This window comes from Emticicia fluvialis, from assembly GCF_024793945.1.
GTDB lineage: Bacteria > Bacteroidota > Bacteroidia > Cytophagales > Spirosomataceae > Emticicia > Emticicia fluvialis.
Window position 1 is genome coordinate 326,648 of record NZ_JANUSD010000004.1, and the last position, 21,554, is coordinate 348,201.

At 40.7% G+C, this 21,554-nt stretch carries 19 protein-coding genes; 16 read left to right on the forward strand and 3 right to left on the reverse strand.

Annotated features, from left to right (window positions below; genetic code table 11):
- Positions 1 to 49: 49 nt before the first annotated feature.
- From NZ848_RS06915 to NZ848_RS06940, 6 genes are all read left to right on the forward strand, one after another.
- Complete coding sequence (locus tag NZ848_RS06915) at positions 50 to 2,587, forward strand: ATP-dependent Clp protease ATP-binding subunit (RefSeq protein ID WP_253534806.1); 2,538 nt, start codon at positions 50 to 52, stop codon at positions 2,585 to 2,587.
- A gap of 157 nt (positions 2,588 to 2,744) precedes the next feature.
- Entirely contained in the window at positions 2,745 to 3,428 is a 684-nt protein-coding gene (locus tag NZ848_RS06920; RefSeq protein ID WP_309600822.1) for an O-methyltransferase, read from the forward strand.
- 84 nt (positions 3,429 to 3,512) lie between these two features.
- Positions 3,513 to 4,730: a cysteine desulfurase gene (locus NZ848_RS06925; RefSeq protein ID WP_259014907.1), complete on the forward strand. Its 1,218-nt coding sequence runs from the start codon at positions 3,513 to 3,515 to the stop codon at positions 4,728 to 4,730.
- 18 nt (positions 4,731 to 4,748) lie between these two features.
- Positions 4,749 to 5,177 (forward strand): SufE family protein, encoded by a 429-nt coding sequence (locus tag NZ848_RS06930; protein WP_253534811.1) that lies wholly within the window; start codon positions 4,749 to 4,751, stop codon positions 5,175 to 5,177.
- 7 nt (positions 5,178 to 5,184) lie between these two features.
- Complete coding sequence (locus NZ848_RS06935) at positions 5,185 to 5,496, forward strand: DUF59 domain-containing protein (protein ID WP_101727822.1); 312 nt, start codon at positions 5,185 to 5,187, stop codon at positions 5,494 to 5,496.
- A 106-nt stretch (positions 5,497 to 5,602) separates the two neighbouring features.
- Positions 5,603 to 6,025, forward strand: a complete 423-nt coding sequence (locus NZ848_RS06940) for a BrxA/BrxB family bacilliredoxin (protein WP_101727821.1) — start codon at positions 5,603 to 5,605, stop codon at positions 6,023 to 6,025.
- Between the two features lie 92 nt (positions 6,026 to 6,117).
- Here NZ848_RS06940 and NZ848_RS06945 read toward each other — a convergent pair whose 3' ends face one another.
- Positions 6,118 to 6,846, reverse strand: coding sequence for an LOG family protein (locus NZ848_RS06945; RefSeq protein WP_101727820.1), 729 nt, complete (start codon positions 6,844 to 6,846; stop codon positions 6,118 to 6,120).
- 119 nt (positions 6,847 to 6,965) lie between these two features.
- On the opposite strand from NZ848_RS06945, the gene rpiB reads away from it, so the two are divergent.
- Positions 6,966 to 7,394, forward strand: coding sequence for a ribose 5-phosphate isomerase B (rpiB, locus tag NZ848_RS06950; RefSeq protein ID WP_101727819.1), 429 nt, complete (start codon positions 6,966 to 6,968; stop codon positions 7,392 to 7,394).
- A gap of 24 nt (positions 7,395 to 7,418) precedes the next feature.
- On the opposite strand, the gene NZ848_RS06955 is transcribed toward rpiB, so the two are convergent.
- Positions 7,419 to 8,828, reverse strand: coding sequence for a hypothetical protein (locus NZ848_RS06955; protein WP_253534816.1), 1,410 nt, complete (start codon positions 8,826 to 8,828; stop codon positions 7,419 to 7,421).
- Positions 8,829 to 8,948: 120 nt separating this feature from the next.
- On the opposite strand from NZ848_RS06955, the gene rbfA reads away from it, so the two are divergent.
- From rbfA to NZ848_RS06985, 6 genes are read left to right on the forward strand one after another with little or no spacing between them, the layout of a single operon-like run.
- Complete coding sequence (rbfA, locus tag NZ848_RS06960) at positions 8,949 to 9,329, forward strand: 30S ribosome-binding factor RbfA (RefSeq protein WP_259014908.1); 381 nt, start codon at positions 8,949 to 8,951, stop codon at positions 9,327 to 9,329.
- 31 nt (positions 9,330 to 9,360) lie between these two features.
- On the forward strand, positions 9,361 to 10,566 hold the full coding sequence (locus tag NZ848_RS06965; protein ID WP_259014909.1) for an ABC transporter permease: 1,206 nt from the start codon (positions 9,361 to 9,363) through the stop codon (positions 10,564 to 10,566).
- 19 nt (positions 10,567 to 10,585) lie between these two features.
- Entirely contained in the window at positions 10,586 to 11,590 is a 1,005-nt protein-coding gene (locus tag NZ848_RS06970) for a hypothetical protein (RefSeq protein ID WP_259014910.1), read from the forward strand.
- Positions 11,591 to 11,595: 5 nt separating this feature from the next.
- On the forward strand, positions 11,596 to 14,196 hold the full coding sequence (locus NZ848_RS06975; protein WP_259014911.1) for a M1 family metallopeptidase: 2,601 nt from the start codon (positions 11,596 to 11,598) through the stop codon (positions 14,194 to 14,196).
- A 45-nt stretch (positions 14,197 to 14,241) separates the two neighbouring features.
- On the forward strand, positions 14,242 to 15,264 hold the full coding sequence (locus NZ848_RS06980; RefSeq protein WP_259014912.1) for an SPASM domain-containing protein: 1,023 nt from the start codon (positions 14,242 to 14,244) through the stop codon (positions 15,262 to 15,264).
- A 60-nt stretch (positions 15,265 to 15,324) separates the two neighbouring features.
- Complete coding sequence (locus tag NZ848_RS06985) at positions 15,325 to 16,530, forward strand: nucleoside permease (RefSeq protein WP_259014913.1); 1,206 nt, start codon at positions 15,325 to 15,327, stop codon at positions 16,528 to 16,530.
- A 76-nt stretch (positions 16,531 to 16,606) separates the two neighbouring features.
- Here the strand turns inward: NZ848_RS06985 and NZ848_RS06990 are convergent, their stop codons facing one another.
- Positions 16,607 to 17,827 carry an ABC transporter permease gene (locus NZ848_RS06990; RefSeq protein WP_259014914.1) on the reverse strand — a complete coding sequence of 407 codons (1,221 nt, stop codon included), beginning with the start codon at positions 17,825 to 17,827 and terminating at the stop codon, positions 16,607 to 16,609.
- Between the two features lie 184 nt (positions 17,828 to 18,011).
- Between NZ848_RS06990 and NZ848_RS06995 the strand changes: the two genes are divergently transcribed.
- Genes NZ848_RS06995 through NZ848_RS07005 form a run of 3 tightly spaced genes read left to right on the forward strand, consistent with a single transcriptional unit; the run spans position 18,012 to position 21,466 of the window.
- The gene (locus NZ848_RS06995; RefSeq protein ID WP_259014915.1) at positions 18,012 to 18,974 is read left to right on the forward strand and encodes a hypothetical protein; all 963 of its coding nucleotides are present in this window, start codon (positions 18,012 to 18,014) and stop codon (positions 18,972 to 18,974) included.
- A 19-nt stretch (positions 18,975 to 18,993) separates the two neighbouring features.
- A complete protein-coding gene (locus NZ848_RS07000; protein WP_259014916.1) occupies positions 18,994 to 19,968 on the forward strand; it encodes a hypothetical protein in 975 nt (324 codons plus the stop codon).
- A gap of 34 nt (positions 19,969 to 20,002) precedes the next feature.
- Positions 20,003 to 21,466, forward strand: a complete 1,464-nt coding sequence (locus tag NZ848_RS07005) for an MBOAT family O-acyltransferase (protein WP_259014917.1) — start codon at positions 20,003 to 20,005, stop codon at positions 21,464 to 21,466.
- Positions 21,467 to 21,554 lie beyond the last annotated feature (88 nt).

The following is a 21,554-nucleotide window of genomic DNA, read 5'->3' on the forward strand; positions in this document are numbered from 1 at the left end:
GGAAAAATCGAATCAGCTGATTTTTTCATCTAATCTATCGTAAAATTAAATGGAGCCTAAATTTTCACAAAAAGTCAAAGACATCATTACCCTTGCCCGTGAAGAAGCACTTAGGCTTGGTCATGATTACATCGGAACAGAACATTTGATTCTGGGGATGATCCGCGATGGAGAAGGTATTGCTTTAAATCTACTGAAAGGGGCTGGTGTATCGCTTGAGGAGTTGCGTATTACAATTGAACAAGCCACCAAGGGAACTGCGACCAATAACATTAAAAATTTGGCAAACATTCCGTTAACGCGCCAATCTGAAAAAGTTTTAAAGATTACTCATTTGGAGGCCAAAATCTTCAAATCTCAACTCATAGGAACCGAGCATCTGTTATTAGCGATTCTGCGCGATGGGGATAACCTCGGTGGACAGATTTTACAGAAATTCCACCTCAACTACGAGCAGGCCAAAGAAATGTTAGACTACCAGCTAACCGGCCAGAAACCTGTGATGGAACGCCCTGAAACAGATGACGATGATGAAAGATTTTTAGGTGGCGGTGCCGGAGGTTACTCTCAGCAAAGAAATGACCCCAAGAACCCGGAAAAATCGAAAACGCCAGTACTGGATAATTTCGGTCGTGATTTGACCAAGCTTGCCGAAGTGGGCAAACTAGACCCGATTGTTGGACGTGAGAAAGAAATTGAGCGTGTAGCACAGATTCTTTCAAGACGTAAGAAAAATAACCCGATTCTGATTGGTGAGCCTGGTGTTGGTAAAACAGCCATTGCCGAAGGCCTTGCTTTAAGAATTGTACAGAAAAAAGTGTCGAGAATCCTTTTTGGTAAAAGGGTAGTAACGCTGGATCTGGCTTCGCTGGTGGCAGGTACCAAATACCGTGGCCAGTTTGAAGAAAGAATGAAAGCCGTGATGAACGAGTTGGAGAAATCGCCGGATGTGATTCTTTTCATAGATGAGATACATACCATCGTAGGTGCCGGTGGAGCCAGTGGCTCATTGGATGCCTCTAATATGTTTAAACCAGCTTTAGCCCGCGGGGATATCCAATGTATTGGTGCCACCACGCTTGACGAGTACCGTCAGTACATTGAAAAAGACGGAGCTTTGGCTCGTCGTTTCCAGATGGTAATGGTTGAAGCCACTTCTATTGAAGAAACCATTGAGATTCTGAACAACATTAAAGATAAGTACGAAGATCACCACCACGTTAACTATACGCCTGAAGCGTTGGAATCTGCGGTTAAATTATCTGAAAGATACATTACCGACCGCTACTTGCCAGATAAAGCCATTGACGTATTAGACGAAGTAGGGGCTCGCGTACACATCAATAATATTTCGGTACCACCGGATATCGTAATGCTGGAAGAGCAGGTAGAACTGATTAAGAAAGAGAAAAATCAGGTGGTGAAAAGCCAACGTTATGAAGAGGCAGCACAACTGCGCGACCGCGAGAAAAAACTGTTGGAGCAATTGGAAAAAGCCAAAATAGCCTGGGAAGAAGAAGCCAAAACCAAACGTTATAACGTAACAGAAGATAACGTTGCCGATGTAGTGGCCATGATGACTGGTATACCAGTGAAACGTGTGAACATGAATGAAGGAGAGAAAATCCTGAAAATGGGAGACGCCTTGAGAGGAAGAATTATTGGCCAGGACCCAGCGGTTGAAAAACTCGTTAAATCTATCCAGCGCACACGAGTGGGTTTAAAAGACCCTAAAAAGCCGATTGGTTCGTTCATATTCTTAGGGCCTACTGGTGTTGGTAAAACAGAGTTGGCCAAAACACTGGCAGAATATCTTTTTGATAAAGAAGATGCCCTTGTAAGAATAGACATGAGTGAGTACATGGAGAAATTCAGTATCTCTCGCCTTGTCGGAGCGCCTCCCGGATACGTTGGTTATGAAGAAGGTGGCCAGTTGACAGAGAAAATCCGCAGAAAACCTTATTCGGTAGTTTTGTTGGATGAGATTGAAAAAGCTCACCCGGATGTTTACAATATCCTTCTTCAGGTTCTGGACGATGGTGTGTTGACTGACAGCCTGGGTAGAAAAGTTGATTTCAGAAATACAATTATTATCATGACCTCGAACATCGGGGTGCGTGACCTGAAAGATTTCGGAACAGGCATTGGTTTTGCTACCAAGGCTCGTAACGAAAATCAGGACGAAATGGTGAAAAGCACAATTCAGAATGCTTTGAGAAAAACCTTCTCGCCTGAGTTCCTGAATCGTCTTGACGATGTAATTGTGTTCAATTCTCTGGGTCGTGAAGATATCCATAAAATTATTGACATCGCATTGAAACGCCTTACTTCTCGTATCAGTAGTATTGGTTATAAAATAGAACTGACCGAAAAGGCCAAGGATTTCCTGGGTGACAAAGGATATGATCAGCAATATGGCGCCAGACCATTAAATAGAGCGATTCAGAAATATGTGGAAGACCCACTGGCTGAAGAGATTCTGAAAGGAGAAACCAAAGAAGGAGATACCATTCTGGTTGATTACAGCGGAGAAGGCGAATCGCTTACTTTTAAAGTAATGAACAACGAAGCCGAAATTGAAAAGTAAAATTTGAGTTTCTTGGTAAATAAACAACAAAGGCACGGCTTTTAGCTGTGCTTTTGTTATTTTTGCGCTTATGATTTTTGATTATCTGAAATATATTTTTAGTGCCGGAAATGAACACGACCTCCATTCACCTTTTTTATTTGATTTTTATACAAAGGTGCTTAAAAATTCAGAAACTGCTGACGCATTTAAGGCAGTGGAGGCATTGAGAAAATCGTTGTTGAAAGATGAGAGAACAATTGAAATAACCGATTTTGGGGCGGGTTCAAAAATTAACAAATCGAACCTCAGAAGGATAAAGGACATTGCCCGAAACTCGCAGAAGTCTCCCAAACTGGCGCAGTTGTTTTTCCGGATAATTCGCTATTTCAATTACAATCAGATATTTGATTTAGGCACTTCATTGGGTATTACAACGGCTTACATGGCCACTGCCAGTTCTGCTGCCAAAGTTTATACGTTTGAAGGTTGTCCGCAAACAGCGGCAGTAGCCAGCCAAAACTTTCAGAAATTGGGTATTACAAATGTTGAGATTATAACCGGAGACCTGAACGAGACCCTTCAAAACCAATTGCAGCAAACAAACCGAATTGATTTTGCTTTTTTTGATGCCAACCACAGATACGAGCCCACCGTTGATTACTTTGAAAAGTGTTTAGCGAAAGCACACGAAGACACGTGCTTTGTTTTTGACGATATCTACTGGTCTGAAGGCATGAAAAAAGCCTGGGAACATATCAAAAACCATCCGCGTTCAACAATTACTATCGATATTTTTTATGTGGGTATCGTGTTTTTCAGAAGCAAACAGCCTAAGCAGCATTTCATACTAAAATTTTAAAGCAAAACACTTTTCATATTTAAGTTGCACCAAACTAAAAGGCCTTTTTAGGTGTTAGGTAAAAACAGAAATTATAGAGCAACCATGTTAGATATACAGAAAATTAGAGCAGATTTCCCGATTCTGGATGAGCAAGTGAATGGAAAAGATCTGGTATATTTTGATAACGCAGCCACTACCCAGAAACCTTTGCCGGTACTGAATGCACTGGCCAATTACTATGGGCATTATAACGCTAATATTCATAGGGGAATACATAATCTGGCCGAGAAGGCAACTGCAGCATTTGAGGAGTCACGCAAGGCCATTCAGAAATTTCTTAATGCCAGACTTACCGAAGAAATAATTTTTACATACGGCACCACAGATGGTATTAATCTGGTGGCACAAACATACGGGCGCGCATTTTTAAAAGCCGGTGATGAAATCATTATCAGCACAATGGAGCATCATTCAAACATTGTGCCCTGGCAAATGCTTTGTGAGCAAAATGGTTGTATCCTGAAAGTGATACCCATAAATGACAACGGAGAGTTGATAATGGAAGAGTACGACAAGTTGTTGTCAGAAAAAACCAGGTTTGTATCGGTAGTACATGTTTCTAACGCTTTAGGAACTATCAATCCGGTAAAACAGATTATTGAAAAGGCGCATCAGGTAGGAGCAAAGGTGTTGATTGATGGCGCACAGGCTACTTCTCATATAACTATTGATGTGCAGGATTTAGATGCAGATTTCTATGTGTTTTCTGCACATAAAATCTATGGACCGACGGGCATGGGTGCTTTATACGGCAAAAAAGATATTCTTGATGCCATGCCACCTTACCGTGGCGGTGGAGAAATGATTAAGGAAGTTACTTTTGAGAAAACCACTTATAACGAATTGCCATATAAATTTGAGGCAGGTACCCCAAACATTGCAGACGTTATTGCAGTTAAGTATGCACTTGACTACGTAAATGCGCTAGGGAAAGAGAATATTGCAGCCTACGAAAACGAACTGCTGGCGTATGCAACCGAGCAACTGTCGCAGATTGAAGGACTCAAAATTATAGGTCAGGCAAAAGAGAAAGTATCTGTAATCTCATTTGTGATTGATGGCGTACACCCGCAAGATATCGGGGTGATTCTCGACCAGCAGGGTATAGCCGTTCGCACGGGGCACCATTGTACCCAACCGTTGATGAAACGATTAGGAATACCCGGAACTTCAAGAGCCTCATTTGCTGTTTATAATACCAAAGATGAAATTGACAAACTGGTAAAGGGTATAGAAAAAGTAAAGAAAATGGTACTTTAATTAACCATAAACATAAGCATGACCATTAACGAAATACAGGATGAACTCATTGAGGAATTTGAACTTTTTGATGACTGGGAAGGGAAATATGAGTATATCATTGATTTAGGAAAGAAATTGCCGAAACTGGCCGACGCGTATAAAACAGAAGAAAATATAATAAAAGGCTGCCAGTCTGTTGTTTGGCTGCATGCTTATATGAATGGCCATAAACTGATATTTGAAGCAGACAGCGAGGCCATTATTGTGAAAGGCCTAGTGAGTATGCTCCTGAAAGTGCTTTCTGGCCATACGCCGGAAGAAATTCTTGGGGCCGACCTTTATTTTATTAATAAAGTAGGTTTAAGCAGCCACCTGGCACAAACCCGCTCAAATGGGCTTGCCTCAATGGTGAAACAAATGAAAACTTATGCAGTTGCGTTTCAGTCTTTAGAAGAAAATAAATAATATCCCAATGACCGACCAGGAACTTAAAGATAAAGTAGTAGAAGCCCTGAAAACAGTATATGACCCGGAAATACCAGTAGATGTGTATGAGTTGGGTTTAATATACGACATCAAGGTTTTTCCGGTTAATAATGTTTACTTATTAATGACACTTACCTCTCCTTCATGCCCTTCAGCGGAGTCAATACCTGTTGAAATTGAACAGAAAGTTAAGGCCATTGAAGGCGTAAGCGATGTAAGTGTTGAACTAACTTTTGACCCTCCGTACACCACCGAGATGATGTCTGAAGTAGCCAAACTGGAATTAGGTTTTATGTAATATGATAGTCCGGTTTATTAAAAAGAAACTGACCCCTTCTGTCTGGTAAGCCGGTTAATAAGTATTTTTTAAACCCCTGCGGGTCGGGGACTTATTCATAAATGTCATGTATCCTCCACATTTAGTAGCACCTATGAAAGCCGAATTAGTAAATGTCGGCTTCCAAGAATTACTGACTCCGTCAGACGTTGATAATTTCATTGAAAACCAAAAAGGAACATCTGTTGTAGTAATTAACTCCGTTTGTGGTTGTGCGGCAGGTACTTGTCGTCCGGGTGTTAAACTGGCATTAGACCGTTCTGAAGTAAAGCCAGATAACCTGGTAACTGTTTTTGCAGGTGTTGATACCGACGCCACTCAGCAATTACGCTCATATATTCCGTTCCCTCCATCGTCTCCGGCTATTGCCATTTATAAAGATGGTGAGCTGGTACATTTTGTAGAAAGACACCACATTGAAGGCCGTTCGGCAGAAATGATTGCCACACACCTTACAGCCGTATTTGAAGAAATAGGCGAAGAGGCGTAAGCCAAATTAATAAAGAAAACCTCACCTTTTATTTCTCTTGTATCAGAATGAGAGAACAAAGGTGAGGTTTATTTTCAGGCAGCTATCTGAAATCAGAAGTTTGGCTTTAAAAGGTATTTGGCATAAAAATCAGTAATTACCTTTACTGCATCTTCTGCGGTATCTACCAGCTTTATCAGATTCAAATCTTCCGGGTTAATATTCCGTTCGCTATTGCACATGGTTTCTTTCAGCCAGTTCAGTAAACCGCTCCAGTATTCAGTACCGACCATAACAATCGGGAAGCGCGCAATTTTCTTGGTCTGAATCAGCGTAAGGGCTTCAAATAATTCATCAAGCGTTCCGAAACCACCGGGCATTATAATAAAACCCTGAGAGTACTTCATAAAGCATACCTTACGGGCAAAGAAGTAGTCGAAATTAATGCTTTTGTCAGGGTCAACATAAGGGTTGGGTACCTGTTCAAAAGGTAGTTTAATGTTTAGTCCTACCGACTTACCTCCGTTTTTACTGGCGCCCAGATTCCCGGCCTCCATAATACCCGGGCCACCGCCGGTTATAACACCATAGCCTTTTTGTACCAGTTGCTCGGCTATTTCTACCGATAGTTTATAGTATTTGTGGTCTGGTTTGGTTCTGGCAGAGCCATAGATTGTAACACAAGGGCCAATTTTGGCCAGTCTGTCAAAACCATCTACAAACTCAGCAACAGTTTTAAGTATTTGCCATGAATCCTGGCTATGAATTTCGTTCCATCCTTTTTCAACAAATGCCTCACGGATTAACAACTCCTCGTTTGATTCTATTTCGTTTTCGCTCATAGTTATAATAATAGAAAGTTTGTCGTGCAAAATATAATTCTTCCCTTCCAATATCACAGGAAATGGATTATGAAAACGTATATTTGCAAAAAAAAGTTTGAACCAACAAATTTATATCAATGAAAGTTGCAATAGGCGCCGACCATGCCGGGTACGAGTACAAGAATATTATCTTACAATGGTTGCAGGAACAAAACAATGAAGTAACTGATTTTGGCCCAGATTCGGGCGATTCAATGGATTACCCTGATACGGCACATCCATTGGCAAGTGCGGTTGAAAGTGGTGAATATGAATTTGGTATTCTGATATGCGGTAGTGGCAATGGCGTATGTATGACAGCCAACCATCATAAGGGAATCAGAGCCGGATTAGCCTGGAATGTTGAGGTAGCAGAACTGATTCGCCAGCATAATAATGCCAATATTATTTGTCTCCCTGCCCGCTTTATTGACATTGATTTGGCCAAAGCTTGTGTAACTACTTTTCTGAATACAGCTTTTGAAGGAGGCAGACACGCCAGAAGAGCCGATAAAATATCATGCTGATACTACGGTTTATCAAAGGAAGTTTCAGAACTTCCTTTGATAAACACCTTTCATATCTGTGCTTTTGTAATCAACTGCCAGTGCCGGCAGGCGTTCAAAAATCTTAGGAACAACGTTTTGCTTGTCGATAATTATTTTCGGAGGGTCTTTTTTGAAATTATCGAAAATATTAATGATACTCTCGTAATTGTCGGGGTTTTGTAAGTCAATCTTAGACAATTCCCAGTTCAGGTAACAAGTAGCGGGCGTTCCCCATTTATACTCATCAATTCTTTCGCCTATTATCAGCATCTTTTGGCCACGCATATTTGCGGGCAGGTCACGAGGCTTTATTCTCATATCAGACAATTGCTCAAAGCCTTTACCAAAAATTGGCGTAGCGCCCTGATACTGAACAAACAAAATAACCAATACTAATGATGTGAAAATAAACTCTGGTAAAAATGTACCCTTAAAATGCAAAAAGAAAGCCGTACAAAAAAAGGCAAAGCACGGAATAAAAATAATAAACTGCATGGGCGACACCGTTGGCGAAAGAAACAAAGCCAGTAAGGCCACCACAACCCAGAGGAGCATAATCTGCTGGATACGCTGCTGATAATTGCTGTATCTGGTTGCCTGAGACTGCCGAAGGAAGCCCAGAAATGCAAAGGCTGCAGGTAATGTTATAGCCAACAGCGAGCTCTTGAAGTCTTCGAGGCTATATTGTTTTATTTTCAGCATTCCGTTGAACCAGTTATACTGAAATTCGTCGAGGCTATCGTTAAAATAAAAAAACAGGGCGGCTAGTACTACAGGAATAATAAAGCCAAGCAGGGTAAGGAAATACTGTCTTAAATTGGCGTTGGTAAAGAAAATAAGCGAAGCGGCACACCAGATAATAAAAACCATGGCAGGCTGATAAAACAATACGGCAATACCAATGTATAAGCCGATTTCAAAAACTTCGTCTGACACACCTTCGCGGCGTTCTAATTGCTTAATGGTTTTGTTAAAAGCAAAAAGCAGAAAAGTAGTGGCCAAAAGAACCGGCGATAACTTGCTCATATCGAACGACAGATTCATGAGCAATATATACAGCAAACCGGGGGCATAGTTTCGTTCAAGAAACGCGTGGCGCGTGTTACATATAAAAACAAAATACAACGCCTGAAAATACACCAGCAGCATGGCAATAAACTCATACGCAAACTGGCTACGCCCGAAAGATAAATCAATGAGCCAGTAAATGAATGCCGACAGCGGACCAACGTTTGTCCATAACTCTTTATAGAGAAAGTTTCCTTCATGAATCTTCTCTCCAACCAGCATCCATTCCAGTTCGGGTAGTAATACAGGTAACTTTTCCCCCAGAAAAGGAAGCTTCAGTAAAATCACCAACAATAGCAATGACAGAAAATGGAAAAGCGTATTGAATCTGAAAAACGTTAGCAAGGCTGTATTGTTTATATATTTTTGGCAAAGTTATGAAAAAAGTGCTTGATGCGCGTAACTTTACTTTACATAACCGAAAATAGTGCTGATATTTGTATATTATTATTGAATTTGAATAAAATGGAATCGAAAAGACAAAGACAAGTAGCGAAACAAATTCAGAAAGATTTGGGAGAGATTTTTCAGAGAGAAATGAAACAGGTGTTTGATAAGGCTTTTGTTACAATTACAGACGTAAAAACTACTCCCGATTTAGGTATTGCCCGTGTTTACTTGAGTTTTTTATTAACCAAAGATAAAGAAGGACTGCTGGAGAGCATCAGAGAAAACACCAAAATTATCCGTAATCACCTCGCTGCGCGCGTACGTCATCAATTACGTATTGTACCCGAATTGCAGTTTTATCTGGATGATACTGCCGAATACGCCCAAAAGATTGAGAATCTTTTTGCCGGTATAGTTATACCACCTGCCACTGAAGAAGACGAAGAAGAAGAGTAAACCAGATACCTAAGATAACTTACGAAACAATTTGAATCTAGCTTTTTTAATAGCCAGACGTTATTTTTTATCAAGAAAGAAAAGAAGTTTTATTAATTTCATTTCTTTCATGTCTATGTTGGGCATTGGGGTAGGCACCATGGCAACTGTGGCAGTTTTGTCGGTTTTTAACGGCCTTGAAGAACTAAACAGAAGCATTTTTAAGTCGTTCGACCCGGATATTAAAATAACTGCTTCCTTAGGTAAAGTTTTTACGCCTGACGCCGGTAAATTGGCTCAGCTAAAAAACCTGCCGGGTGTTGATTACGTTACGGAAGTAATTGAAGACAACGCCCTTGTAATGTATCAGAACGGCAAAATGGTGGTTACGCTCAAAGGCGTAGATGATACATTTCAAAAAAACAGTCGCCTGAAAGGGTCTTTGGTAGAAGGGCAGTTTTTGATTAATCAGGATAGCATTGATTACGCCTTTATAGGTGGGAATGTCTACGGCGCTTTGAATGTCTCGCTTGATAACGTGCTTGAACCACTGGAAATCTGGTATCCAAAAAATCAGAAAAAGCTATCGCTCATTCCGGAAAACAACATTAATAAAAGAGTTCTGAATATTTCTGGCGTTTATGCATTGGAGCAACTGCACGACGACTACGTGTATGTGCCTCTTTCTGTAGCCAAAGAACTGACAGAATATACCAGCCAGCGCACAGCTTTGGAAGTTCAGCTGAAACCAGAAGCCAATACAGAAAAAGTACAAAAGGAGATAGACAATATTTTTGGAAGCAAGTATGTGGTAAAGAACAGAGAAGAGCAGAATGCCAATTTGTTCAGAGCAATTAAAATAGAAAAATTGTTTATTTTTATTGCCCTTATTTTTATAATCGGCGTGGCATCGTTCAATATTTTCTTCTCTTTAACAATGTTGGTGATTGACAAAAAAGAAGAAGTCAGGACATTATATGCGATGGGCGCCGATGATTCGTTAATAAAGATGATATTCTTTAGCGAGGGCGCCATAATTTCAGTTATCGGCACTGTTACCGGCCTTGTTTTGGGGCTGGTTTTCTGTCTGACACAAGAACGCTTCGGGTGGTTGGGCATGGGAATGGATACCGCGCTGATTGATGCCTACCCGGTTAAAATCAATCCGTTTGATTTTCTGATTACTGCTGTGGCCGTTATCATTATTACCTTGCTGGTTTCTTATTTTCCTGCCAGGCGCGCTACCGGTCATATCTGACTAATAAATGTTTTTTTCAATGAACCTACTCTATAAAATTTGCTTGCCGGCACTTTTTGTTACACAATCGTTTGCGCAAGACCTAAGCCTGCTGTCTAAGAAATGGATACTGCTGAATAGCAGAATCGAAAATAAAGATATTTATCTGGCTTCTTACAGCCCTTCAAAACTAAAGGCTGATTCGTTTGTTATTCATTTTCTTCATGATGGTAAAATCGATTATGATTATGAGACCAACCACACATCAAAACATAGCAGAAGAACGGAGTTTCTTGACCTTGACACCGAGGTTTCGGGATGGCAATATGAGGCTTCCGAAAATATAATGTCCCTGACACTGAAAGGGGGTTACACCAGCATGGATGAATTTAACTTTAAACGGAGGTACAAAATTGAAAAAATAGTCGGAGGATATGTGCTGAAAAACACCACAGATATAGTTAATGAACTTACAGTGGTTAGTGTGCCAACGCAACCGGAGGTATCGAAATTATTGGTTAAAGAAAGTAATGTTGCACCTGCCGCCATGGCAACAAGCTTTGTTGAAGGCCATTTGCCTGAATCTACAAAAGAAACGGTGCATGAAAAAGCCTTAAATGTAAAAGACCATAAAGCCATAAGTAAGGCCGTATTAATGCCAGCCAGACGCTGGATTCTGGTAGGAAATAAAATAACTAAAAATGTTATACGTTTAACTTCTTTTGACGCATCAAAATTCAGAATCAATACGCTGGTGTTAAATTTTGAGGCCGATGGGAAGATTAGCTATGAGTATGAAATGGACCCTGACCTGGAAGCTTGTGCTGGCATAAATTTTCTGGATATTGATACCGACGAGTCTGGATGGGCTTTTAACGATACTACCAATGTGCTAACATTAACCATTAAAGGGGGGGTATCAAGTCTGGACGATTTCAAGTTTAAAAGAGATTACAGAATTGAACAAACAGGTAACGAGTTTGTGTTGCATAAATTAACCGAACACTATTTTATAGATTTTAAAAAGCCGCATCGCAGCAGATAAAACCAATGGCATTTAATATAGGTAGTTCATTACAAAACTATAAGTGGGGTAAGTACAACAAAATTTTATTTAATCAACAATGTAGCCTTATGATGCGCAAGTATTTTCTGTTTATATTTTTGAGCATTACTTTTAGCATTCAGGCGCAGGAAATGCAACGTCTGGTGCCTGCAAATGGTAGATATAATCCGGAACGCACCAAAAAAAATGACCTGATTCATACAAAACTTGAATTGAGGCCCGATTGGAAAAAACAATATATGCACGGAGTGGCTACCATAACTTTTAAGCCACATTTTTATGAACAGCATACACTTGAACTTGATGCCAAAGGTTTTGAGATTCAGAAGGTAACCATGAAGGGTCAGAACCTGAAGTTTGATTATGACAAACGTGTACTGAACATCAGCCTTGGGAAATCAATCTCCAGAAAAGATACAGCTCAGGTACAGATTGTTTATGTGGCCAAACCAAACGAACTCCCATCAGGAGGCAGTGATGCCATAACAGCCGATAAAGGTTTATATTTTATCAATGCCGATGGCACAGACCCTGAAAAGCCCAGACAAATCTGGACTCAGGGAGAAACTGAGGCCAATTCCTGCTGGTTTCCGACTATTGACACGCCCAATCAGAAAACCACGCTTGAAATTTATATTACCTTAGACAAAGCCTTCGCAGACGCCCGGTATATTACCCTTTCTAATGGAAAACTGGTGTCTTCAAAGATAAATACTGATGGTACCCGCACCGATTACTGGAAACAGGATAAACCCGCTGCCCCGTATCTTACCATGATTGCCATCGGCGATTTCAGAAAAGTAGTTGACCCTCGCTACAAGACTTTTGAGGTAAGTTATTATGTAGAGCCAAAGTTTGAAAAATATGCCATGAATATTTTCGGGCGTACACCCGAAATGATTACTTATTTTGAAAACCTGCTGGGTGTAAAGTATCAATGGGATAAATACGCCCAGATTGCAGTAAGAGAATATGTGTCGGGCGCTATGGAAAACACCACCGCAACCGTGCATGGCGATTTTATTCAGAAAGATAACCATCAGCTGGCAGATGATAATGATGATGGAGTAATTGCCCACGAGTTATTTCACCACTGGTTTGGAGATTTGGTAACCTGTGAGTCGTGGTCGAATCTGCCATTGAACGAATCTTTTGCCAATTATTCAGAATACCTCTGGGCGGCGCATAAGTACGGACAGGATGAAGCCGATTTAGTGGCTCATATAGCTTTTAACCAGTATTTTGGCGAAGCCCAGGAAAAACAGGAGCCTCTTATCAGATACAGATATCATGATAAGGAAGATATGTTTGATTCTCACTCTTATGCCAAAGGAGGCAGGATTTTGCATTTGCTTCGTAAACAGGTGGGCGATGATGCTTTCTTTGCCGCACTGAAGCTGTATCTTACCCAGAATGCCTTTAAAACAGCCGAATTAGACCAACTCAGACTGGCTTTTGAAAGTGTAACAGGCGAAGACTTCCACTGGTTTTTTGACCAGTGGTTTATGAAACCCGGCCACCCTGATTTACAGGTTTTGCAGCAGTTTGCCAACGGTAAACTAAAATTAACAATCAATCAGGTTCAGGATACCACTTATGCCCCTGTTTACCGATTGCAGCTACCTGTAGAAGTTTGGGCTAATAATCAGAAAACTACCCATGAGGTGGTAATTGATAAAGCTACGCAAACTTTTGAGTGGCCATTTTCGGCTGCTCCACAAATGGTTTTGCTTGACCCTGAGAACGTGCTGGTTGGAAGAATTTTGCATCAGAAAACCCAGGAAGAGTATATTTATCAGTATTACCATGCCGAGCGTATTCCGGCTCGTTTGCTGGCGCTTGAAATACTCACCTTTGAGCCTGATGACGACAGCACTGCTACTAACCCGGCTCTTGATAAAACCATAAGAAAGGTATTGCTTGATGCAACCAAAGATAAATTCTGGCGGATACGCCAGCTGGCTGTACAGAAATTTAATGATTATGACGGAGACGATTTTCTGGAAGTAGAAAGAGCTTTGCAGAGCCGCGTGCAGTCTGACGACCGCTCTTATGTGCGTGCCGATGCCATTCTGGCAATGAAGGGTTTTCAGAATGCACAGAACGATAAGCTATTTCGGCAGGCACTTACAGACACCTCTTACACGGTTCAGGCTGCTGCGCTTGAGGCGATTCTTGCCAGCAGGCCACCAGATGCAGAAGAACTGGCAAAAAAATATGAGCAGTCTGGCATCACAGACATTTTTGCTGCCGTTGGCGGTTATTATGCCGAATCTGCATCGCCAGAAAAATTCAACTGGTTTTATGAACATTTAAATAAAATGAATGGCGGAGACTTGTACCAGGTTTTAGGTATATTTGGTACTTATCTGGTTAAATCGCCACAAGATGTTCAGAAAAAGAGTCTGCCTCTGCTAAAGAGAATAGCAATGAATAATACCCAGTGGTATGTAAGATTTGCCGGTATGCAAACGCTGGCCCTGCTTACTGATATTCCGGAAGCCAAGGCGCTTCTGAAAGAGGTAATAGCTGCCGAAAAAGATGAGCGTTTGCAAAAAGTATATCAGCAATATAAAGATTTGTAAACAAATGTTCTCAGTTTTGAGAACCATAATGTTTTAATCCACTCTATGAACAGGAATCTGAAAGATGGTCTGAATTTTTTCTCAAAGGTTACCCCGGCTCGCGCCTGGAACGCCCTTAAGAATGTATCCAGTTATATAGAGTCTAAATTGACCGGCAAACCTGTACACAGAGGATTACCCATTGCCATATCAATTGAACCTACCACCTCGTGTAATTTGCGCTGCCCGGAGTGCCCCAGCGGTTTAAGGAGTTTTACCCGCCCGACTGGTATGCTTGAAGAGAAGCTATTCAAACAAACCATTGACGAACTCTCGGAGACACTTTTATATCTTATCTTCTATTTTCAGGGTGAGCCTTATCTGCATCCCAGGTTTCTTGATTTGGTAAACTATGCTTCTCAGAAAGGCATTTACACGGCTACATCAACCAATGCACATTATCTGAGCGATACCAATGCAAAAAGAACCGTGGAATCGGGTCTTGACAGGATGATTATTTCTATAGACGGCACCACACAAGATGTTTATCAGCAATACAGAGTAGGAGGGAACCTCTCAAAAGTAATAGAAGGTGCCAGAAATATTGTAAAGTGGAAGAAAGAATTGAAATCGGCAACACCACATGTAATTTTTCAGTTTCTGGTAGTAAAACCCAACGAACATCAGTTAGAAGAAGTAAAACAACTGGCTGCTGAAATTGGCGTAGATGAAATAGCCTTTAAAACAGCACAGATTTACGATTATGAAAACGGTTCAGATCTTATACCTACCATTGATAAATATGCCCGCTACGCCCAACAAGCCGACGGCAGCTACAAGATAAAAAATAAACTACTGGACCACTGCTGGAAAATGTGGCATTCGTGCGTTATTACCTGGGATGGACTGGTGGTGCCCTGCTGTTTTGATAAAGACGGAGAATACCGGCTTGGAGACCTGAAACAAACCAGCTTTAAAAACCTTTGGCAAAGTACACCTTACATCAATTTCCGGCAGTCGCTTATCCGGTCTCGTTCTGAAATAGAAATGTGCAAAAATTGCACCGAGGGAACCAGGGTGTGGGGTTGATATTTCGCCATTCATTTTATAGATTTGCCCTTCTTTCATTTTTTAACCAACCGAACCTCTATGAAGCTCGACTTACGAATTAAATTAATGCTCATGATGTTCCTGATGTTTGTTACCTGGGGGTCATGGTACGGACAAATGGGCAAATACCTTTTTACTACACTTAAGGCCACCGGCGACCAGATTGGGCTGGCTTATACTACCTTTTCAATTGCTTCAATTGCTGCTCCATTTTTTATGGGCTTAATAGCCGATCGCTTTTTTTCAGCGCAAAAAGTAATGGGAGTTTTGAATATTCTAGGTGCTGTTATTCTTTATTTTCTGATTCAGGTAAAAAGCGCCGACACTTTTATATGGTACATTCTGGCCTATACGCTCACTTTTGCGCCTAATCTGGCGTTGTCGAGCTCTATTGCCATGAACCAGATGAAAAATCCTGAAAAGGAGTTCCCGACTATTCGTGTTATGGGTACCGTAGCCTGGATTGTAATTACCAATATTATCGGATACTTTGGCGTAGGTGATAAAGTTGAAATTTTCCAGATTGCCATGGTTACATCTTTGGCCTGGGGGTTGTTTGCCTTTACTTTGCCTGATACTCCTCCAAAGGCTACCAAGGCTACCTCGTTCGGACAGATTCTCGGTACAGATGCCTTTGTGCTTTTCAAAGACCGCTCGTTTCTGGTTTTCTTTATCAGTTCAATTCTGGTTTGTATTCCGTTATCGTTCTATTACGCGCATGCCAACCTTTCGTTAACTGAATCGCACATGACCAACGTTGAAAACAAGATGTCTTTAGGGCAGGTTTCTGAGGTCTTATTCATGTTACTGATTCCATTTGCCTTAACCCGCTTTGGTATTAAGAAAATGTTGATTGTTGGTTTAATTGCCTGGATTATCCGCTTTATATGCTTCGGTTACGGTGATGGTATTTCTTCAGAGTGGGTTCTATACATTGCCATTGTGCTGCACGGCGTATGTTATGATTTCTTCTTTGTAACCGGCCAGATATATACAGACAACAAAGCAGGCGAAAAAATCAAGAGTTCGGCTCAGGGACTTATTACCTTGGCTACTTATGGTGTTGGTATGGCTATTGGCTCACTTCTTTCTGGCCGTGTACTTGATATTTACACTACAAAAAATGCAGCCGGTGAGTCTATTCATAACTGGCAGGGGGTATGGATGGTTCCGGCAGGTATTGCGGCAGCCGTTTTGATTTTCTTTGTATTAATATTTAAAGACAATACACGTAAGGCAAATTAAGAAATTGTTTTATCTGCGTATCATAAAAAATGCTCTATCGGCCGATAGAGCTTTTTTTATGATACATTAAGATTGTTTATTCTTTAAATTTAAGGGCTTCCACTACCCGCATTTTAGATACAATAAATGTAGGAATCGTTATTACCGCCAGTATCAAAATAACGGTGGCAATGTTCAGAATGGCTATTACTGCCCAGTCCCACGCAATGGGTACATGGTCAATATAATAATTTTCAGGGTCCAGCGGTATCAGCTTAAAGTAAAACTGAATAAAGCTAAGCCCAATACCCAGCATATTGCCATATACCATACCTTTCAGAATAATTTTCAAACCATTATAGACAAATATCTTGCGTATCTGGGTGTTATCAGCTCCAAGCGCTTTTAGCATGCCTATCATGGAGGTTCGTTCCATCATCATTACCAGCAGAACCGATATCATATTAAAAGAAGCAACCACCAGAATAAGCCCCAGTACAATCAGTATGTTTTTGTCCAGCAGGCTAAGCCAGTCAAAAATTGCCCTGAACATATCCGTAACGCGCTTGGCTTTCATGTTGAGGTCAATTTCTGAATTTATGGTTCCGGTGGCATAATCCAGGTCATCAAAATTTTTGAGAAAAACCTCATAGTGGCCACAGGTGTTGTTATCCCACTCGTTCATTTTCTGCACCAGAGCAAGGTCGCCGACAATAAAGTTCTTGTCAAACTCTTCCAGTCCGGTTTCATAAATGCCAACAACTTTTACTTTTCTTACTCTGGGTGGGCTTTGTATAAAATAAACAAGCACGTCATCGTTAAGTTTTATTTTTAATTGTCCGGCAATGCGCTTGCTGATTATTACTTCGCTTGAAAACGTAGAATCTGCAAAGTTTAATTGTCGCCCTTCAACCAGATTCTGCGAGAAAACATCCCAGTCATAATCTTTACCTACGCCCTTTACAATAATCCCTGCCAGTTCTTCATTAGATTTAAGCATGCCTGCCTTGTTTGCAACTGCCTGCACGTGTTCAATCATTGGGTTTTTGCGGTATCCGGCATAAAAATTTGTTTTTATTGGCATCGGAATTTCCTCATACGATTGATTCAATGTAATTTTGCTCACTTGTATGTGTCCGCTAAGGCTGAAAAGTTTATCTTTGATGGCCTGTTTATAGCCAATCAGGATTCCGAAAGAAATTATCATTACAGCCAGGCCAATGGCAATGCTGGCGATACCGACTTTAACTACCGTAGAGGTAAAAGATTCAGACTTGGTTTTCTGGATTCGTTGAGAGATAAAGCGGGGTAAATTCATATTTTGTTCAATACAGGCCTGCAAAATTGCCGGGCAGCGTTTTTTTGCCCAAGATTTTACAAAACTATCATTTTTGTTTATTATTACCTTTATATTTTAAACAAATGAGCGGGCAAAGCATCGGTTTTTACATCAATAAAAGCCGTTTGATAATGGTCAGGAAGCTGACAAAAAGATGTAATTCATGAATCAGAAAATTAAGCTGCTTTTCTTTAAAATAGGTATTCTGGGATTAGCCACACTCGGAACCATCGAAGCCTTATATCAGATTAACCCCTATGCAAAAAAAGAAGCAGAGATATCGTACACTGCAAGTATAATAGAAAAATACGGCAGGCTCAAAGCGCTTCCCTCACCCAAAATTGTATTAGTTGCAGGTTCTAATTTTGCTTATGGCATTAACAGCCAAATGATACAAGACAGCCTGCACCTGCCGGTTGTGAATATGGCAATGCATTATAATTACGGTTCTGATTTTATGCTTCGCCAGATAGAACCGCAATTGCATAAAGGCGACATTGTGGTGATGGGCTTTGAGTATATTGTAGAAAGCAAAGGCAATATAGGCGAGAAAATTACAATGGCCAGAATGTACCCTGGAGCCGCCAGGTGGTTTAACTACGAAAGCCCTATGCAATACCTGAAAGAAAATGCGATAGCCCGTATTGGTAATATGAGGCTTACTATAGATAGATTTTTAAGTAATGATATAGCCCCTTCTATTGAAGACACAACGAGTATTTTTTTCAGAAGGGCCATTAACAAATACGGCGACCTCATAAGCCATTTAAATAACCCTTCTCTTAAAGTAATTCCGCCTGCCATTTTAGACGACAGCACCTCAATGCTGCCAGCCATTGCAGACATGAACCACTTTTACAGCAGGGTAAGTAAGAACGGCGTAATAGTTTATTACACTTTTCCATCTTACGCCAGGTCTTCATACAAGGCTGATAAGCCAGTGCTTGACAGGCTGAACAAGCAGCTTACGGAAGGATTAATGTTTCCGGTTTTAGGAAAACAACAGGATTTTATTTTTGACGATAGCTTGTGCCAGGACATGGTATACCACCTGAACGCAAAAGGACGAAACCTAAGAACAGGCTTGCTGATTGGCCTGATGAAAAAAGAAATGAATAAGAAATAGGTTATTATATGAGGGATGAATGGAATCGATTCGAAAGTTTATAATAAAAGTTTTAATATTCAGTATTTCTTTAGCCGCTTCTGTAATTCTGCTGGATAGCCTCTATATCGGCACCAATTACCGGTACGATTATCTGGGAGGAATACTAAATGACAAACATAAAGTGGCTGCGCAAATGCCTTCACCTAAGCTAATATGGGTTGGTGGGTCGAGCATTTCTTTTGGTATAAATAGCGATACCCTGCAACTTCATGTGGGTATCCCGGTAGTTAATATGGCGTTTGTTGCGCCGCTGGGCACTTATTTTTTAATGAATGATGCATTGAGGGAGGTAAAAAAGGGCGATAAAGTATTTATTACCACAGAGTACGATATATCACGATTCGGCAATGAAGAAGTTATCAGGTCTGCCATAGATTTTTACCCGCAAGGCGCAAATTTTGTGCAGAAAGAAAAATCTGTTTTGAAGCGGGTGAGCGCTGATATCAGGCACAGATTTTCTAATATCCGTAAACTATTCTGGAATTCAATAGGCAATAATAATAGTGCCTATGCCCGAATTGAAGACAGCACGTCGGTGTATTTCAGAGGCGCGTTTTCTGCCAGAGGAGACATTGTGAGCCACGTTAATAATCGGCCTTCCAGGTTTGTGTTTACCATGTTTCCTAAAGATACCATCGATTATTCAGGCCAGATAGAAGATATTAACTATATGATTCTGGAGGCTGAAAAAAGAGGGGCTGAGGTAAACTTTGTTTTTCCGCCGATAGCCAAATCTACTTACTGGCATGGCAAAAAAGCCGTAGAGTCTGTAGAAAGCCAGATTAAAACAAGCCTGAAATGTACAGTTTTGGGTAGTGCAATAGATTTTGTTTATGAAGATAGCTCGTTTTTTGATACATTCTATCATTTAAAGCCGTCGTCAAGAGATGATAATACCCAGAAAATACTGGATTTATATAACCATAAGTCTTTAGTACAACAAATAGACTAAAATCAGCCATAAAACTTTTCAAGTTTTTATAACTATGATATTCAATTCAATAGAGTTTGCCATATTTTTTCCAATAGTAACTCTGGTGTATTTTCTGTTGCAGCACAAACATCGCTGGTGGTGGTTGCTGGCTACCAGTTGCTATTTTTATATGTTTTTTAAGCCTGAGTACATACTAATTCTGGCTTTTACTATTGTAGTTGATTATTTTGCCGGAATACTCATTGAGCAGTCTGAAGGTAAGACCCGAAAGTGGTACCTGATTATGAGTCTGGTTGCCAATATTGGCGTGCTGGCGGTGTTTAAGTATTATAATTTTTTTAAGCTGGCATTAGGCGAAGCCGGATTGGTAAGCTGGCCTTTGCTTGACATTCTGCTGCCCATTGGGCTCTCTTTCCATACTTTTCAGGCTATGAGTTATACCATAGAGGTATACAGGGGTAATCAGAAAGCAGAGCGGCATTTTGGGATATATTCGTTGTATGTAATGTTTTATCCGCAGTTGGTGGCAGGACCAATTGAACGCCCGCAGAATATTCTGCATCAGTTTTATGAAAAGCATACCTTTGATTACGACCGGATAACAAGTGGATTGAAACTGATTGGCTGGGGCTTGTTTAAAAAAGTTGTGATTGCCGACAGGCTTGCGCTTTTTGTAGATAAAGTTTACAATGCACCGCTTGACTACGAAGGCCTGCCTATAATTGTTGCCACCATATTTTTCTCATTTCAGATTTTCTGCGATTTCTCAGGCTACTCTGACATTGCCATTGGCACCGCGCAGGTAATGGGCTTTAAGTTAATGAAAAACTTTGACAGGCCTTATTTTTCAAAAAATATCTCGGAGTTCTGGCGCAGATGGCATATCTCATTATCTTCCTGGTTCCGCGATTACCTCTATATTCCATTGGGTGGCAACAGGGTAAGCAAGTGGCGATGGTATTTTAATCTGTTTTTTGTTTTCACAATTAGCGGTTTCTGGCATGGCGCTAACTGGAATTATATTATCTGGGGCGCCATACACGGCCTGTTTCTGGTGGGGGCTATTATAACCGCAAAGCCCCGTAATTTTATAAACAACTTAACGGGGCTTACCAAATGGCCATGGCTGTTTAAAGTGGTACAGATTGTAACCACATTTGTGCTGGTTTCTTTCGCCTGGATATTTTTCAGAGGTAGCTACATGGAACTTGGCTGGACATGGCACCTGGTTACCCACCTTTTTACTAATCTGCCTGGTATAGCCGAATTGTCAGATGCTGACTACATTGCCCGCAATGTTTTTCTTGGTAATGGTGCCAGAGAATTTTTTACTGCTGTATTTCTAATCATTTTTATGGAGATTATTCATTACATTGAGCGCGATAGAAGCATCCGCAACGTAATTTCAACCAAGCCTGCCTGGGTGCGTTGGGGTATTTACTACCTGTTTGTAATGATGTTTTTTATTTTAGGGATATTCGACTCCCCGGCGCAATTCATTTATTTCCAGTTCTGATTTTTAAATTATTGATTCATTAGAAAATTTTTATCTAAGTGGGAAGAGGTGAAAATTTTTTTATTAATCTACTTGTTTGGTAGATTAA

Bases quoted from the DNA above. Each gene is read 5' to 3' on its own strand.
- NZ848_RS06990 (WP_259014914.1), bottom strand. From the start codon at position 17,827: ATGAATTTACCCCGCTTTATCTCTCAACGAATCCAGAAAACCAAGTCT.
- NZ848_RS06995 (WP_259014915.1), top strand. From the start codon at position 18,012: ATGAATCAGAAAATTAAGCTGCTTTTCTTTAAAATAGGTATTCTGGGA.
- rpiB (WP_101727819.1), top strand. From the start codon at position 6,966: ATGAAAGTTGCAATAGGCGCCGACCATGCCGGGTACGAGTACAAGAAT.
- NZ848_RS06940 (WP_101727821.1), top strand. From the start codon at position 5,603: ATGTATCCTCCACATTTAGTAGCACCTATGAAAGCCGAATTAGTAAAT.
- NZ848_RS06970 (WP_259014910.1), top strand. From the start codon at position 10,586: ATGAACCTACTCTATAAAATTTGCTTGCCGGCACTTTTTGTTACACAA.
- NZ848_RS06925 (WP_259014907.1), top strand. From the start codon at position 3,513: ATGTTAGATATACAGAAAATTAGAGCAGATTTCCCGATTCTGGATGAG.
- NZ848_RS06935 (WP_101727822.1), top strand. From the start codon at position 5,185: ATGACCGACCAGGAACTTAAAGATAAAGTAGTAGAAGCCCTGAAAACA.
- NZ848_RS06915 (WP_253534806.1), top strand. From the start codon at position 50: ATGGAGCCTAAATTTTCACAAAAAGTCAAAGACATCATTACCCTTGCC.
- NZ848_RS06975 (WP_259014911.1), top strand. From the start codon at position 11,596: ATGGCATTTAATATAGGTAGTTCATTACAAAACTATAAGTGGGGTAAG.
- NZ848_RS06930 (WP_253534811.1), top strand. From the start codon at position 4,749: ATGACCATTAACGAAATACAGGATGAACTCATTGAGGAATTTGAACTT.
- NZ848_RS07005 (WP_259014917.1), top strand. From the start codon at position 20,003: ATGATATTCAATTCAATAGAGTTTGCCATATTTTTTCCAATAGTAACT.
- NZ848_RS06985 (WP_259014913.1), top strand. From the start codon at position 15,325: ATGAAGCTCGACTTACGAATTAAATTAATGCTCATGATGTTCCTGATG.
- NZ848_RS06945 (WP_101727820.1), bottom strand. From the start codon at position 6,846: ATGAGCGAAAACGAAATAGAATCAAACGAGGAGTTGTTAATCCGTGAG.
- NZ848_RS07000 (WP_259014916.1), top strand. From the start codon at position 18,994: ATGGAATCGATTCGAAAGTTTATAATAAAAGTTTTAATATTCAGTATT.
- rbfA (WP_259014908.1), top strand. From the start codon at position 8,949: ATGGAATCGAAAAGACAAAGACAAGTAGCGAAACAAATTCAGAAAGAT.
- NZ848_RS06980 (WP_259014912.1), top strand. From the start codon at position 14,242: ATGAACAGGAATCTGAAAGATGGTCTGAATTTTTTCTCAAAGGTTACC.